The sequence below is a fragment of the Aeoliella sp. genome (assembly GCF_965227375.1).
In the GTDB taxonomy this organism is placed as follows: Bacteria; Planctomycetota; Planctomycetia; order Pirellulales; family Lacipirellulaceae; genus Aeoliella.
The window spans coordinates 3,190,294-3,205,300 of sequence record NZ_CBDDFX010000001.1; the positions used below are offsets into that span (position 1 = coordinate 3,190,294).

13 protein-coding genes are annotated in these 15,007 nt (G+C 60.0%); 5 read left to right on the top strand and 8 right to left on the bottom strand.

The annotated features are described in order from the left end of the window. Nucleotides 1-172 precede the first annotated feature (172 nt). From ACQK2L_RS12875 to ACQK2L_RS12890, 4 genes are all read left to right on the top strand, one after another. Nucleotides 173-1,288, top strand: a complete 1,116-nt coding sequence (locus ACQK2L_RS12875; protein WP_425397382.1) for a DUF444 family protein — start codon at nt 173-175, stop codon at nt 1,286-1,288. 97 nt (nt 1,289-1,385) lie between these two features. Further along, nucleotides 1,386-1,697 (top strand): hypothetical protein, encoded by a 312-nt coding sequence (locus tag ACQK2L_RS12880; protein ID WP_425397383.1) that lies wholly within the window; start codon nt 1,386-1,388, stop codon nt 1,695-1,697. Between the two features lie 74 nt (nt 1,698-1,771). Then, entirely contained in the window at nt 1,772-3,328 is a 1,557-nt protein-coding gene (locus ACQK2L_RS12885; RefSeq protein ID WP_425397384.1) for a SpoVR family protein, read from the top strand. Between the two features lie 83 nt (nt 3,329-3,411). Continuing rightward, complete coding sequence (locus ACQK2L_RS12890; protein ID WP_425397385.1) at nt 3,412-3,885, top strand: hypothetical protein; 474 nt, start codon at nt 3,412-3,414, stop codon at nt 3,883-3,885. 24 nt (nt 3,886-3,909) lie between these two features. Here ACQK2L_RS12890 and ACQK2L_RS12895 read toward each other — a convergent pair whose 3' ends face one another. The 6 genes from ACQK2L_RS12895 to upp all read right to left on the bottom strand — a co-directional run bounded on the left by ACQK2L_RS12895 (nt 3,910) and on the right by upp (nt 10,400). After that, the gene (locus ACQK2L_RS12895; protein ID WP_425397386.1) at nt 3,910-5,469 is read right to left on the bottom strand and encodes a cryptochrome/photolyase family protein; all 1,560 of its coding nucleotides are present in this window, start codon (nt 5,467-5,469) and stop codon (nt 3,910-3,912) included. 53 nt (nt 5,470-5,522) lie between these two features. After that, entirely contained in the window at nt 5,523-7,250 is a 1,728-nt protein-coding gene (locus ACQK2L_RS12900; RefSeq protein ID WP_425397387.1) for a cation acetate symporter, read from the bottom strand. Next, entirely contained in the window at nt 7,247-7,498 is a 252-nt protein-coding gene (locus ACQK2L_RS12905; RefSeq protein WP_425397388.1) for a DUF485 domain-containing protein, read from the bottom strand. Before ACQK2L_RS12905 ends, ACQK2L_RS12900 begins: the two co-directional genes overlap by 4 nt. Nucleotides 7,499-7,617: 119 nt before the next feature. Continuing rightward, the gene (gene hpt, locus ACQK2L_RS12910; protein WP_425397389.1) at nt 7,618-8,172 is read right to left on the bottom strand and encodes a hypoxanthine phosphoribosyltransferase; all 555 of its coding nucleotides are present in this window, start codon (nt 8,170-8,172) and stop codon (nt 7,618-7,620) included. A gap of 131 nt (nt 8,173-8,303) precedes the next feature. Further along, nucleotides 8,304-9,566 (bottom strand): NupC/NupG family nucleoside CNT transporter, encoded by a 1,263-nt coding sequence (locus ACQK2L_RS12915; RefSeq protein ID WP_425397390.1) that lies wholly within the window; start codon nt 9,564-9,566, stop codon nt 8,304-8,306. A gap of 147 nt (nt 9,567-9,713) precedes the next feature. Beyond that, nucleotides 9,714-10,400, bottom strand: a complete 687-nt coding sequence (gene upp, locus ACQK2L_RS12920; RefSeq protein WP_425397391.1) for a uracil phosphoribosyltransferase — start codon at nt 10,398-10,400, stop codon at nt 9,714-9,716. A gap of 216 nt (nt 10,401-10,616) precedes the next feature. On the opposite strand from upp, the gene ACQK2L_RS12925 reads away from it, so the two are divergent. After that, complete coding sequence (locus ACQK2L_RS12925; protein ID WP_425397392.1) at nt 10,617-11,852, top strand: endonuclease/exonuclease/phosphatase family protein; 1,236 nt, start codon at nt 10,617-10,619, stop codon at nt 11,850-11,852. Here the strand turns inward: ACQK2L_RS12925 and ACQK2L_RS12930 are convergent. Continuing rightward, nucleotides 11,787-13,532 (bottom strand): peroxidase family protein, encoded by a 1,746-nt coding sequence (locus tag ACQK2L_RS12930; RefSeq protein ID WP_425397393.1) that lies wholly within the window; start codon nt 13,530-13,532, stop codon nt 11,787-11,789. The genes ACQK2L_RS12925 and ACQK2L_RS12930 overlap by 66 nt on opposite strands. A gap of 298 nt (nt 13,533-13,830) precedes the next feature. Next, nucleotides 13,831-14,673, bottom strand: coding sequence for a hydrogen peroxide-dependent heme synthase (gene hemQ / locus ACQK2L_RS12935; RefSeq protein WP_425397394.1), 843 nt, complete (start codon nt 14,671-14,673; stop codon nt 13,831-13,833). Nucleotides 14,674-15,007 lie beyond the last annotated feature (334 nt).

Below are 15,007 nucleotides of genomic sequence, written 5' to 3' on the forward strand. Positions count from 1 at the left end.
TAGTGTCATTCTGAAGGAGCCCAGACCGGAATAACCTCTGTGCGGGCTTGGAATCGACTGAAGAATCTCGTTTGCCTTGCGAACCACTGCTGGGTCAAGCGTCAAATCCTTCAGTCGCTTAGGCTCCCTCGGAATGACACACTCCTAGAACCACCAGGAATGACAACTACCCATGTCCCTGAAGATTGAACGCGATCAACGACGCTTCCGGCAGATTGTGCGCGGCAAGGTCCGCGAGAATCTGAAGAAGTACGTCTCGCATGGCGAGATGATTGGTCGCAAGAACAAAGACCTGGTAAGCATCCCGGTGCCGCAGCTCGACGTGCCGCGTTTCCGCTTCGGCGACAACGGCAACGGCGGCGTGGGGCAGGGCGATGGCGAGGAGGGTACGCCCGTCGGCAAAGGCGGCAAGGAGCGACCCGGTGGGCCCGGTGAAGCTGGTTCGGATCCCGGCGGAGGCCATCTGCTTGAAGTCGACATGACGCTGGAAGAGTTGGCCGACCTGTTGGGCGATGCGCTGGAGCTGCCGAACATTCAGCCGAAGGGCACGGCGTCGATCGAACAGGAGAAGGCCAAGTACAACAGCATTCGCTCGACCGGTCCCGAGTCGCTACGGCACAAGAAGCGAACCTACCTGAAGGCCCTCAAGCGGCAGATTTCGACCGGCAGCTACGAGCCCGACGAACCGCGAGTTACCCCCATCAAGGGCGACCAGCAGTACCGCAGTTGGACCACGATCAACAAGCCGGAAGTCAACGCGGCAGTCATTTACATGATGGACGTCAGCGGCTCGATGACCGACGAGCAGAAGCAGATCGTCCGCACGGCCGCGTTTTGGATCGACACGTGGCTCGCCCGCCAGTACGGCGGCATCGAGACGCGGTACATCATCCACGACGCGGCGGCCAAGGCGGTGGACGAACACACGTTCTACCACACCCGCGAAAGCGGCGGCACGCGGATCAGCAGCGCTTACAAAGTGTGCGCGCAGATCATTGAAGAGGAGCTGCCGCCTGCCGAATGGAACCTGTACTGCTTCCAGTTCTCCGACGGCGACAACTGGGGCGAGGACAACGAGCGGGCGTTCAACATCCTCCGTGAGAAGATCATGCCGCACGTGAACTTGTACTGCTACGGGCAGGTCGAAAGCCCCTACGGCAGCGGCGAATACCTCGGCAACCTCGAAACCCGCTTCGGCGACCAATACGAAACGCTGGTCACCGCAGAAATGGAAGACCGCGACGCGATCTACGATGCGATTGGAACGTTTCTGGGGACGGGTAGGTGAAGTTCCCATGTCGATGAATGAACCACGGAGAGCACAGAGAACGCAGAGACCGTGAACAAGTACTGAAGGTAATAGGTAGGCAGGAAAGTAGTGAGCGATGCCAGTTCCAGGATTTCGTTCTATAAGGGCTTTGAAGGACCGGCTGATTGAGGATTTTGGAGCCGAGGCTTTTGATTTCGGAGACGAAATAGGTGAGGAGCAAGATGCATTTGGCTGGAACCTGCGAATGACGCCTTACGATTTCTCGATATCCACTAATGGCGGGCAGCTTTGTTCCGGCATTTTCGATATGCAGGTTTCGATAGTTGACGCTTCGATTGACAATGGAGACGTACTATTTGCCGACATGACCACGACCGAGGGTGTGATGGCATTGGTGAGCGACTTGCTTCCTCGGCAAGGGAATTAGGCATGCGACCAGGTCAAAGTGAACTCCGTGGTTAACAATATCTCCGGGCGCCAACGCTTCCGGCAGGCCATACAATGTCGACTCCAAATTCCAATTTGACGCCCGAGCTTGCTGAGCAGCAAGTGATCATGGAGCAGCATGCGCTGAACTATGGGCTCGACTTCTTTCCGACGATCTTCGAGCTGATCGACGCCGATCAGCTCAACGCCATCGCCGCGCGAGGCGGGTTCCCGGTGCGGTATCCGCATTGGCGGTTTGGGATGGAGTACGAGTCGCTTTCGAAGAGCTACAACTACGGGCTGTCGAAGATCTACGAGTTGGTGATCAACAACAACCCGTGCTACGCCTACCTGATGCGTTCCAACGGGCTGGTGGATCAGAAGCTGGTCATGGCGCACGTGTATGGCCATTGCGATTTCTTCAAGAACAACTTCTGGTTCAGCAAGACCAATCGCAAGATGATGGATGAGATGGCCAACCACGGCACGCGGATTCGCCGTCACATGGACGCCGTGGGCGTGGACAAGGTGGAAGACTTCATCGACGCTTGCTCGTCGGTCGACGATCTGATCGACATCCACTCGCCATTCATCAAGCGTCGGGCGGATCGCAATCGGTACCAGTTTGGACAGAAGCCGGAGGAGGATGAAGAGAACCAAAGTCGCAAGTTCCCGGCCAAGGGGTACATGGATTCGTTCATCAATCCCAAGGAAAAACCGGCTGGCGACGATGAGACTGACGTCGAGGAACTCGGCGACTCGGACACCCAGCGACGGCGCTTCCCCGAGCATCCCGAGCAGGACGTAATGCTGTTTCTGCTGGAACACGCTCCGCTTGCGGCTTGGCAAGCAGACGTGCTGGCGATCTTGCGGGACGAGGCGTACTACTTTGCCCCGCAGGGCCAAACCAAGATCATGAACGAAGGTTGGGCCAGCTACTGGCACAGCACCATCATGACCCGCGAAGGCCTCACGCCGGGCGATGTGGTGAACTACTGCGACCACCACAGCGGCACCCTGGCTTCGAGTCCCACGCGGCTCAATCCCTACAAGGTGGGCATCGAACTATTCCGCGACATCGAAGATCGCTGGAATCGCGGTGCGTTTGGCAAAGAGTACGAAGAGTGCGACGACTTCCAGGCCCGCCGCGACTGGGACAAAAAACTGGGCGCCGGGCGCGAGAAGATCTTCGAAGTTCGCAAGATCCACAACGACCTGACGTTCATCGACGAGTTCCTGACCCTCGACTTCGTTCGCGAGCACAAGCTGTTCCGCTTTGGCTACAACGATGATACCGAGTACTACGAAATCGAAAGCAGGGCGTTTCCCAAGGTCAAGCAGCAGCTGCTCAACAGCCTGACGAACATGGGGCGGCCGAAGATTGTCGTGGAAGATGGCAACTATCGGAATCGGGGCGAGCTGTACCTGAAGCACTCGTACACCGGCGTGGAACTCGACATGAACTACGCCAACGACACGCTGCAGAACTTGCACCGCATCTGGAGCCGCCCGGTGCACATCGAGACCACGCTCGAAGGACGCCAGGCGGTGATATCGTTCGATGGTTCTGACCACGATATCGACTGGGGCGACGAAGTCCCGGACATGGAACAGTACGAAGAAGACCAGTAGAGGAATAACCAATGTTGAATGACCAATGATCAATGCAGACGATCACATTGGTCATTGGTTATTCAGCATTGGGACTTAAGCAGATGTCTATATCCAAACAACTCGAACAGCAACTAGCGGCCGCCGGAGCTGGGCCGGTGAGTCTTGTTGCGCAGGAAGGGGACCACTCGGTGCTGTGCGAGCTGGCGGCCATCGAAAGTCTGGGCGTCTCGGTGCGGCTGCTGGAATTGAAGAGCAAAAAGCTCGATGGCAAGACGTCGGGCGAGTTGCGTGAGATCGCCGACAAACTGGCCAGCAAGGTCAGCTACCTGCTCGAAGCGATCGCGCCTGTGGAGGTGGACGACGAGTCGTGCACCATCCAGATGCGGAGCACTCCGCCCCACCGCGCGGAGAACGCCACGAGCTACTACGAAGTGCTGGTCACGGCCGGCGCGATCTCGCTGCGCCGCTACAACAAATCCCGCCGCGCCGCCCGCCAGGCCGAAGCGTTCGACATCACACGGCAGGTGCTCTCGCGGCTGGTGGACGATTTTTGCGCCGCGGCGGCCGAAGTATAGGGGCGGTTCAAGAGTATCACTCCCTTAGAGCAACCGCTCTCGCAATGCCTTGGCCTGTTCGCGTATCTCTTTCAGTTCCTCGCTGCTCTTCCGCTCCAGGTTCTTCAGTTGCATCGTCATTCGATTGTTGCCGCTGAGGCGCTTTTGGTGGCGGGCGAGGAAGTCCCAGTACAGGGTGGTGAATGGGCAAGCGTCGTCGCCGGTGGCCTTCGATGGATTGTAGCGACAGCCAGCGCAGTAGTTGCTCATGCGGTTGATGTAGTTGCCGCTCGCGCAGTACGGTTTGCTGGCCATGACGCCACGGTCGGCGTACTGCGACATGCCGAGCGTGTTGGGTAGCTCGACCCACTCCACCGCGTCGACGTACACGGCCAGGTACCACTCGTGCACCTGCCGGGGGTCGACGCCGAGCAGCATGGCGAACAAGCCGGTGACCATCAGCCGCTGGATGTGATGGGCGTAACCGTAACGCAGCGTTTGCTCGATCACCTGGCTCAGGCAGTGCATGTCGGTCTTGCCGGTCCAGTAGAAGTCGGGCAGCGGACCACGGGCCGCCAGGGCGTTTCGCTCGAGGTATTCAGGCATGAAGTGCCAGTAGATGCCGCGCACGTATTCTCGCCAACCCAGAATCTGGCGGATGAAGCCCTCGACGCTCGCCAGCGGCGCGTGGCCTGAGTGGTAAGCCTCTTCCGCAGCGGCCACAACTTTTTGCGGGTCGAGCAGCTTCAGGTTCAGCGACGACGCCAGCAGCGAGTGGTACAGGAACGGTTCATCGGTACACAATGCGTCCTGATACTGACCAAAGGTTGGCAGGCGATGTTCGATGAACTCCTCGAGCGCCCGCTCGGCCTGGCCGGGCGTTGTCGGCCAGTTGAAGTCTTCCAGCTCTCCCGGGTGCGAGCCAAAACGGTCTGCGACCAGTTTCAACACGTCTTGCGTGGGGCCGTGGGAGCGAAACGCCGGCAACTCGGGCAGTTGGCCCGGGCCCTGCTTGCCAAAGCTGTCGCGGTTCGCGCTGTCGTAATTCCACGCACCGCCGAGCGGCTCCCCGTTGTCGTCCAGCAGCACTTGATGCTTCTTGCGAAGCTCGCGGTAGAAGAACTCCAGCCGCAGTTGCTTTCGACCCTTGGCATGTTGGGCGAACTCGTCGGGCGTGGAGTAAAAGTGGCGGTCGTCGCGCACCTCCAGTGGCACTCCGGCTGTGTCGGCGGTCTGCTCGATCTGCTGCTGCACGCGATACTCGCCCGCCTGGACCATGACAATGCGTTCGGGGCGATGCCGGCGAATGGCGAGCTGCAGTTCCTCGCCCAGCGATGATTCCGTACCCTCATCGAGCTGGCGATAGTCGACCTCATAACCATCAGTGCGGCGGGAGTCGCGAAAGTGGCGCATCGCCGCGAGAAACAGCGCGATACGCGCCTTGTGCGTCCACACGTGGGTCGACTCGTCGTCGACCTCCGCCATCCAGATGACGTCCCGTGCTTTATCGAAATCGTCGAGCGCCGCCGAGTTGGCATTCAGTTGATCGCCCAGCACGACGACCAATCGTCGGGTGTTGTCTTGCTTGGCCACGAGGTCGCTCACGCTAAGAGGTAATGTCCACGTTTACCTTAGGTCGCGGCGCGACAATCGACCACTCAGGCAGCCGCTTCACGCGGCTGGGTGAGCAGCGACACCACGATCACCACCGCGAAGCCCAGCGGAATGGTGACGATGCCCGGCTGGCTGAAGGGGACCAATGCATCGGAGGCGGGCAGGCCGTAGATCTTCTCGTAGCTGTCGGCCGAGAGCAGGATCCAAGCGAGCGAACTGATCATGCCGACCACCACGGCCCACGAGATACCCGCGGCGGTCACGCGGCGCCAGAACAGCATCATCACCAACGCGGGCAAGTTCGCCGAGGCGGCCACGCTGAACGCCCAGCCGACCAAATAGCTGACGTTCATCTCCTTGAACACGATGCCCAGCACGATCGCAATCAGGCCAACCACCACCGAGGCGATCTTGGCGATGCGAACGCGTTCCTGATCGGTGAGAGTCTCGGTTGATAGCGCTTCAACCAGGTCGTGCGCGACCGCGCCGGCCGATGCCAGGATCAAACCGCTCACGGTGCCGAGCACCGTGGTGAACGCGATGGCCGAGATGATGGCAAACAATGGCTCGTTGATGCTCCGCGCGAGTAGCGGGGCGGCCATGTTCGAGTTGAACGAAAAGATGTCGCCACTGGTCATCGCGCCCAGGCCCATGTAGAGCGTGAGCACGTAGAAGAACCCAATGCAAGCGATGCCGACGATGGTGCTCTTGCGAGCCGCGGCGCCGTCTTTCACGGTGTAGTAGCGGATCAGAATATGCGGTAACGACGCGGTACCACAGAACAAGGCGAGCATCAGCGAGAGGAAGTTCACCTTGTCGATGAGTTTGTCGCTGCGCAGGCCGGTGAACTTCTCACCGGGAAGGAGTACCTCGGCGCCTGATCGTTTGTTGGGTGTGTAGGTAACCGTGAGGGCGCCATCTTCGCTGGTGGTACTTTCTTGGTTCCACAGCACGACTTCACTCTCCTGCAAGGTGCTGAAGAACTCCATCGGACCGACCGGGCCGGTGCGACTCTCGCCATCGGGCAGGGCGACGACTTCGCCGATGGGGCGGAGCGCGGCCTCGGCTGCTGCTTCGTCCGCGGGCTGGTTATTCACGGTGATGTTGTCGCCGGAGCGGACGATGGTTTGCTGCTCGACAGGTTGCTCGGTAACTTCGAATCCGCGGTACAGAATCAACACGGTGAGCACCGCGCTGAACACCACCAGCAGCGAGCCTTTGAGGAACTGCACCCAGGTGGTCGACACCATGCCAGCGGTGACGACGATCAAGATCACCACGGTGCCCACGACGCACACGCCAAGCCAGTGTGGCCAATCGAGCAGCGGAGTCACCAGCGCGCCGGCCCCGACCATCTGCGGGATGAGGTAGAACACACTGACCGCCAACGTGCTGACGCCGGCGGCGAGTTTGATGCTGCGGGAGTTGAAGCGGTGATTCAGCGCATCGGCGAACGTGAACTTGCCCAGCCGCTTCATCGGTTCGGCGATGACAAACAGCGCGACAATCCAGCCGGCCAGGTAGCCGATGGAGTACAGGAAGCCGTCGTAGCCGAAGAAAGCGATCATGCCGCAGATGCCGAGGAACGAGGCCGCGGACAAGTAGTCGCCGGCGAAGGCCACTCCGTTGACGAACCACGGGATCTGGCCGTGCGCGGCGAAGTAGCCTTGCGACGACTTCGCCTTGCGGCCCATGTAGAAGCTGATGCCGAGCGTCACCGCGACGAACAGGGCGAACACGCCGACGGTTAGAGGAGATGGATCGAAGTTCATGGAGTGGTCTCCCCTGAGTTGTCCAATCCTTGGCCGCCGTTGGACTTGCAGAGGAAACCATAGAGCAGCGCCAGGACGACCGCCGAAATGATCAAACCGAACCCGTACCAGATGGCCAGGTTGATCCCCAAGGCAGGTGTCCATTGCATAGTGGACGGTGCGAACGCGTTAAGCAGCATGAAGCCGCCGTATAGCGCGACGTACGCAGCAAACAGCACCAGCCCGATGCGGGCGTTTCGTTCGATCATGGATGCCTGGGGGAGAGGAGGGGCGCTTCGCAGCGCAAAGGGACAAAAGCTGACTGGGCGTAGTCTAACGCATCGAGAGGGCGGGCGGCAACTTGGATCGCTGCGCGGGTTCTTGGCCGTTAGGCCATCTGCTCGCTAGTGTTCTCGGCGTGGGCCGCCAAGTCGGCTTCTTCCAGCGCGCCCAGGAACGGCAGGTTGCGGTACATGTCTTCGTAGTCGAGCCCGTAGCCGACGACGAACTCGTCGGGAATGTCGAACGCGACGAAGTCGGGCGCGGCGTCGACTTCCTGCCGGCCATGTTTGCGAAGCAGCACGGCCGAACGAAGCGAAGTCGGCTCGTACTCCCGCATCTTCTCCATCACCTTCACGAGCGTGTGCCCGGTATCGAAGATATCGTCGACCAACAGCACATCGCGACCGCGGATGTCGAGCATGAGCTCGTCGTTGATGGAGAGCTCGCCCCGTGTGGTCGTGGCGCCGCGGTAACTGCTGGCGGCAATCACGCCGACACGCATCGGCAATTCCAACAGCCGAATCAAGTCGGCCACGAGCACCAGACTACCTGTCAGCACGCCGACAATCGTAAGCTGCCGGTCTTCGTAGCAGTCAGCAATTTCCTTTGCCATGGCCGATACACCATCGTGAAGTTGTTGACTGGTGTAGAGGGTCTTCATGCTGGAGAGCTCGCGGTTGGGGGGGTGAAAGGGAGAAGGTGAATTATAGACGATTAAGTCGTGATTGTCAGCGAGTTGGTTTCGGCGGGAAATATAGCCGGCGAGCTACTTCGCCGGGACTTTGCGATGTTTCAACCCGTGTACAGCAAGCTCGCAATAGACGCTGTCAGGAACGAAGCCAGCGTTCCTCCGAGCATTGCTCGCAGCCCTAGTTTGGCCAGGTCGCTTCGTCGCTCCGGTGCAATGCCTCCGATGCCACCAAGTTGAATGCCGATGGACGAGAAGTTGGCAAAGCCACACAGAGCGTAGGTCATCAGGTATCGGGTGCGCTCAGAAATCTCCACGCCGCTATCCGGCGCGTTCCACTTGCCCAGTCTGCCGTAGGCGACGAACTCGTTCGTGCCCATTTTCAATCCCAGCAGTTCTCCAGCCCTCGGACAATCGGCCCACTCGATGCCAATGAGCCAGGCGATAGGTTGGAAAATAGTCCCGAGAATTCTCTCGATCGACCAGGGAGTTATGTTGTCGGGAGTTTCACTGATACCAAGTCGTTCAACGACATACCAGTAACCGTCTCCCAAAAGCGCTAGTAAGATGTTCACCACTGCGATGAGGGAGAGAAAGACGATGAGCATGGCGCCGACATTGAGTGCAAGTTGCAGCCCGCCGATGGTGCCATTAGCAATGGCTTCCAACACATTGGCGCTCTCATCCTTGACGTCGACTCTCACGCTGCCGCGCGTCTTTGGTTCGTCTACTTCTGGTTGCATGACCTTGGCTAACACCAGTGCCCCGGGAGCAGAAATCAGCGACGCAGCCAGCAGAACGCCAGCGTCGAACCCCATTCCGGCTAGTCCTCCCAGCACTCCGCCAGCCATGGTTGCAAACCCGCCAATCATCACGGCATTGAGTTCCGAGATGGTCATCGAACTGATGTAGGGGCGGATGACTAGCGGCGCTTCCGTCTGTCCTACGAATACGTTGGCTGCGGACGACAGTGTTTCAGCGCCCGACGTGCCTAGCGTCTTTTGCATGACCCAGGCCATGACGCCCACGACCTTCTGAATGACACCAAAGTAGTAGAAGATCGACATGAACGCGGAGAAAAAGATGATGGTCGGCAGAATCTTGAAAGCAATGTAGTGCTCTTCGAAGACGTCGCCAAACACGAATACGGAGCCAGCATCCACGCAGTCGGTCAGCTTGGTGAATACATCGCGAACAAAGCCGAATACCTTTTGCCCAGGTTTGGAGAGGATCAAGACGGCCATCACGAACTGCAACGCCAGTCCACCAGCCACAACTCGCCAGGGGAACTTTCGCTTATGCGAACTCATCGCCCACGCCAGGCCAATGAACACGACGATTCCCAGCAGACTGACAAAGCGTTCCATGGCGGCGATACGTATCTCGAGGGATGGGGCAAACTAGACCACCGCACGCACTCACGCGTGGCACAGCGCGAGCGGCGACAGTCGATCGATCCGCCAGTATAATCATCGCCGGCCGCGTAGCGGGCCGGCTATTTGGCGCCTTTGCGCCTAATCGAGCGTGTTGAAGATGCGATCGCCCGCATCGCCCAGGCCCGGTACGATATACTTCACGTCGTTCAGATCGGGATCGATCTTGCAGACGTAGATTTGCGTGTCGGGGAACTCGGCCTCGACGTTCTTGATGCCTTCCTCCGAGGCGATGATCGACAACAGCTTCACCTGAGTGACGCCCCAGGTGCGGAGCGTCTCAAGCGCGGCGAGCATCGAACCGCCGGTGGCCAGCATCGGGTCGACCACCAGCGCGACGTCCACCGGATGGTCGGGTGGTAGCTTGCTGTAGTACTCTACCGGCTGAGCGGTGTCCTCATCACGGTACAGGCCCAGGTGCCAGACCTCGGCAGTGGGGATCAGGTCGAGCACCGGATCGACCATGCCCAGCCCCGCGCGGAGGATAGGGACCAGTCCAATCCGCTGCGCGAGCTTCCCGCCGGTCGTCTTGGTGAGCGGTGTGGTGACCGGCACTTGCTCGATCAACAGGTCCTGCGTGGCCTCGTACGCCAGCAGCGTTGCAAGTCGGCGAACGTGTGCGCGGAACGACAGCGGACTGGTGCTTTGATCGCGCAGCGCGGTGAGGTGGCACTCGATCAACGGGTGGGCGACCTCAAAAACTCCGGAGGCGATCTGCTGGCTGTGGGGCGACATCTGGGGCGAGCGGCTGGTGGTGGTAGTGGACATCGGGCAACGACTCCCGGGAGAGCGAGAAGCGTAGATCACGCGGCGACGAACAACCGCCACTTGCCCGGCATTCTAGCCCGCCGGCGAGCAGATGTTAAGAATCCGCCGCGCGAAAAGCTCCGCTTTTCAATGGCCTCGGATGAGCCACGCCGACGGATTGCCGCTACAATGTCCCCAGTCCGCAGACTTTCGCCGTTCCTGCTGCCGTGCTGTGCCATGAAGCTTCTTCCTTTCAGTCTATCTCTATGTGTGATTCTGTACGGTGGTTCCTCGTTGCTCGCCGACGAGCCAGCCAAGCCGAAGGACTCCATTCGGGTGGCGACGTACAACGTGTCGTTCTATCGGAACGAGGAGGGGCAGTTACTTGATGACTTGAACGTGGGGGACGCGCGGGTTCAAAGGATCGCCGAAGTGATCCAGCGAGTGCGGCCCGACGTGCTGCTGGTCAACGAGTTCGATTACACGAAGGACGGAAATGCGGTGGAGGTCTTTCGTACGGATTACTTGGGTAAGTCGCAAAAGGGAATGAAGCCGATTGATTTGCGGTATCGTTTCACCGCTCCCGTCAACACCGGCGTGCCGAGTGGACTGGATGTGGATGGCGATGGCGCCAAGGATGGACCGAACGACGCCTTTGGCTTTGGTCGATACCCTGGGCAGTATGGCATGGCGGTCTATTCTCGATTGGCGTTCCTCGAGAAAGATGTGCGTACGTTTCAAAAGCTGTTGTGGCGCGATGTTCCCGACAACCACTTGCCAACCAAGCCGGGCGCCAACGAGCCTTACTACTCGGATGAAGTGCTCGAGGTCTTTCGCCTCTCCTCCAAGAGCCATTGGGACGTGCCGGTGGAAGTCGAGATCGGCGGCGAGAAGCGCACCGTCCACTTCCTCTGCTCGCATCCGACGCCTCCTGTGTTTGATGGGCCCGAGAACCGCAACGGCCGCCGCAATCACGACGAGATCCGTCTCTGGGCCGATTACATCTCGCCCGACCGCTCAGGCTACCTGGTGGATGATCGCGGCCAGCGTGGCAGTTTGCCGGCCGATGCGTCGTTCGTGATCCTCGGCGACCTGAACGCCGACCCGGTGGACGGCGATTCGGCCGGCGCGAACATTCGCCAACTCCTCGACCACCCGCGGGTGAACGCTTCGTTCGCACCCGCTAGCGAAGGAGCCATCGAGTCCGCCAAGCTGCACGCGGACCTCAACTCCAATCACCAAGGCGACCCGCGCTTCGACACGGCCGACTTCAGCGGCGATGGTCACGGTAACCTGCGAGTCGACTACGTGCTTCCGTCGCGTGACTTACGCGTGGTCGGCTCGGGTGTGTTCTGGCCGAAGCGGGGTGAGCCGGGCGCCGAGGCCATCAAGGCCACCGACCACCGACTAGTTTGGGTGGATCTGGCGTTTCCGTCGGGCGACGACGAAGCCAACCAGCCCGATGCCGAGTAGCACCAGCGTACCCGGCTCAGGCACCGCGGCTACCTGGAAGAAGTTCATCGGCGAGTTCTTCATCTCCGTGTTCCACGCCACGATGTCCATCAGCACCAGGTTGTCGAAGTCGACAATACCGCCCACCTCGTCGCTCCACAGGTACGAGTTGCCCATGTAGAAGTGCGAGTCGCCGTCGCGCAGGCGGGTGAATTGATCGACCAGGCCGGCGAGGATCAGCGGGCCAACGTTCGCGCCGTCGACGTGCGTTTCGGCCAGGGCCATCATCCACGAGTCGAGGTCGTCCACGCTGTCGTACAGCAGCTCCAGCTCGGCGATCACTTCGGCCGAGGTGTTCAGGTCGTTAAAGTCGACGGCCGCGCTCAGGTCGATCGAGTCGAACCCGTCGACACCCGACATCAGCGTTTCGTACGTTGCCAGCATGGTGTTGTAGTCGGCCAGGCCGTGCTCGCGTCCTCGCTCGATGTTCAGCGACGCCAGGTCGAGCCCCATGCCCTGGTGCGGGGCGAACAGGAAGTTGCGCACGTCGTCGACCAGCTTGGTGTCGATTTCCTGCGCGGTCTGAGTGGCCAGGCCCATCAGCAGCTTGTCGACCAATTCGGGCTGCGAACCAATCACATTCGAACCGGTGAAGTAAGCGTCGCGCAAGGCGATCTGACCAACCACCTGGCCCTTCTCGCCAGCCAGCAGCAGGTTCTCGTTGAGCATCGTGTGCCCCACGCGGAACAGCGAGGTGGCGAACTCGTTGGTGATGCTGGCGTTAACGTTCGCATCGTAGTTGTAGTCGACCGCTTGCGGAGCGTAGTCGCCCAGCAGCGCCGGCAGGAACTCGTTGAAGGTGATCGACTGCATCTCGGCGCCCACGATGGTGCGGGCCTTCTGGTAGATCAGCTCGTCGTCGTTCACGGGGTCGTACCCCTCGTTGTCGACCAGCAGTTGGGCGATACGATTGTGCTCGCGCATGAACAGCGTGTGCATGGCCGTGAGGCCGAGTTGCTCGTTGGCACGCACGTCGCCCGCCACGAACATGGTGGTCGGGTTGCCGCCGTTGTCCATGTGCACGTTTGTGACGTCGCTGGTCGTCGGTAGGAGGTTGTTCGACGAGGTAAGCAACTTGCCGCCCACGCCCGAGCGAAGCGCGTCGGCCGTCTGTTGATCCGAACCATACACGTTCGAAGCGTCGATGTACGCCGAAATGGCGTTGGTCTGCTGGCGCAGCACTCCGTTGCCGGTGGAGACCATCGAACGATTCATCGGAATCATCGACATGTTATAAGGGTCGTTCACCGGGCCGAAGATCATGTGCGGCTCGGCGGAGTTCGTCGGCGTGAACGTGATGTCGTGATCGAGGAACTGACCCCACTGCCAAACGCCGCTCGACATGCCGTTCGTCGAGTCGATCGGCGAGGTTTGGTTGAACAGGGCGTTGCTCACCACTCGTGGGTTGGGCACGTCGGGTGACGAGAGGAACACGTCGCCGATGCCGTCGGGGTACGAGTCGGGCGACACTCGCAAAAACGCGGTGCCAGCTTGTCCCCAGTCGGAGTTCACGGAGTTGTTGCCGCTACCGTCGAACGTACGAAACGGCTGAGCCACAGCCGTGCCGCCGAGCAAGCCAGCGGCTAGCAGTGCGGCACAGAGTTGACGAGTTCTCAGAGATGATACAAGCGTGTCAATCATGGTGTGTGGTTCTTCAGAGTCTAGCCCACGCTACTTCGATCCAACCCTGATCTTAATACCATAGGGCTTCCACGCAATCAGTCAGCACCGACAAAGCCAAAAGAGAAGGGGTCGGGCGATACCTGACTGATCGACGAAAGCTCGGGCACATCGGCTCGAGGACGATCAAAAGTGCGTCAGGCGATTAGCGACCTAAATAGAGGAAGAGCGTCGGACTCGTGGGAAGATTGCCTATCCAGGCTTCTGTTCCGTGTGGGACCATTGCGGTAATCCCCACTCCTCCAGTTTAACTACCCTCTCAAATTCTGCAATGGCAAAGCATCTCCGTTGCGCTAGTTACGTATCCTACCAGGAACGGCCCAAACTCGGCGTAGCGAGCGCTGGCTTCGTCAAACCGCATCTGATAGACGATATCTTTCAAATATTCCGGATTTGCGGCCCAGAGCGTCACGCCCCACTCCCAATCGTCGAGGCCCACGCCCACGGTAATCAGCTGGCTCACCTTGCCGGCGAAGGCCATTCCGCTGCGGGCGTGCTCGCCCATCAGGCGGTTTCGCTGGCTTTTGGGCAGCGTGAACCAGTTCTCGCCGGTCTTCCGCTTCTTATTCATCGGATAAAAACACGTAGCTCTGTAGGGGGGGAATTCTGGCGTCAGCCGCTGGCGATTCATCGCCCCCAGCCGCCCCTCGTACGCTTTCACCTTGGCCTGCCAGCTGGGGCTGTCTTTGGTTTCGCCCTCGGCCACCAACCGCTGCCCGTATTCTTCGGTGCTGGGGACGTACTCGCTGATCTCGGTGATCGACACAAACGAGTACCCCGGCCGCAGCGCTACGCCAAGCGGCGAGGCCATCATCCGCTGGTGTACCGTGTCGACTTTCAGCGGATCGGTGTCCATCAGCATCAGCCCAAAGTCGGCCTTATGCCCACTGGTGACGCTCACCTGCAGGCGAGTGGGCGCCGTATCGGCCTCGGGGTCGAGCGCGGCCACCAGCTCCTCCCGCCCCGCGGCTCGCAGCTCTTCCGGCATATCGGCCAGCACCCCGCGATCAAACGAGTAGAACAAATGGCTGCAGTGCCACCCGCCGCCGGCAGGATGCAACGGATCGACATTGGGGGCAGCAGCAGGCGTGGGACGCGACATGGTGGAGACCTTGTTTATGTGGATGGAGTGGATCGAACCCAAATCGTAAACCACACCGCCGGCTGGTTGCAGGGCGTCGAGTTTTGTCCGTTTTGGGCCAACATTCGATCCATGGGACCAAAACTCACGAGCTATTCCAACCGCCGAATCGTGCAAGTCATCTACTGACAATAACTTACGGCAACAACAGCCAATAATGGTCCACGAGTTTTGTCCCAGGTGGTTTCCCCCACCTGGGGCAAAACCCTCGGCAGGGGGACAAAACTCTAATTCCGGTGCGCCGGAAGCCTCACCGCCGCGAGCCACTTCCGAGTGCGGAAGTAAGTCCAGCACA

Excerpts from the sequence above, each read along its gene's own strand:
- ACQK2L_RS12900 (WP_425397387.1), bottom strand. The coding sequence starts at position 7,250 with ATGAACTTCGATCCATCTCCTCTAACCGTCGGCGTGTTCGCCCTGTTC.
- upp (WP_425397391.1), bottom strand. The coding sequence starts at position 10,400 with ATGTCCACTACCACCACCAGCCGCTCGCCCCAGATGTCGCCCCACAGC.
- ACQK2L_RS12885 (WP_425397384.1), top strand. The coding sequence starts at position 1,772 with ATGTCGACTCCAAATTCCAATTTGACGCCCGAGCTTGCTGAGCAGCAA.
- hpt (WP_425397389.1), bottom strand. The coding sequence starts at position 8,172 with ATGAAGACCCTCTACACCAGTCAACAACTTCACGATGGTGTATCGGCC.
- hemQ (WP_425397394.1), bottom strand. The coding sequence starts at position 14,673 with ATGTCGCGTCCCACGCCTGCTGCTGCCCCCAATGTCGATCCGTTGCAT.
- ACQK2L_RS12915 (WP_425397390.1), bottom strand. The coding sequence starts at position 9,566 with ATGGAACGCTTTGTCAGTCTGCTGGGAATCGTCGTGTTCATTGGCCTG.
- ACQK2L_RS12925 (WP_425397392.1), top strand. The coding sequence starts at position 10,617 with ATGAAGCTTCTTCCTTTCAGTCTATCTCTATGTGTGATTCTGTACGGT.
- ACQK2L_RS12930 (WP_425397393.1), bottom strand. The coding sequence starts at position 13,532 with ATGATTGACACGCTTGTATCATCTCTGAGAACTCGTCAACTCTGTGCC.
- ACQK2L_RS12890 (WP_425397385.1), top strand. The coding sequence starts at position 3,412 with ATGTCTATATCCAAACAACTCGAACAGCAACTAGCGGCCGCCGGAGCT.
- ACQK2L_RS12905 (WP_425397388.1), bottom strand. The coding sequence starts at position 7,498 with ATGATCGAACGAAACGCCCGCATCGGGCTGGTGCTGTTTGCTGCGTAC.
- ACQK2L_RS12880 (WP_425397383.1), top strand. The coding sequence starts at position 1,386 with ATGCCAGTTCCAGGATTTCGTTCTATAAGGGCTTTGAAGGACCGGCTG.
- ACQK2L_RS12875 (WP_425397382.1), top strand. The coding sequence starts at position 173 with ATGTCCCTGAAGATTGAACGCGATCAACGACGCTTCCGGCAGATTGTG.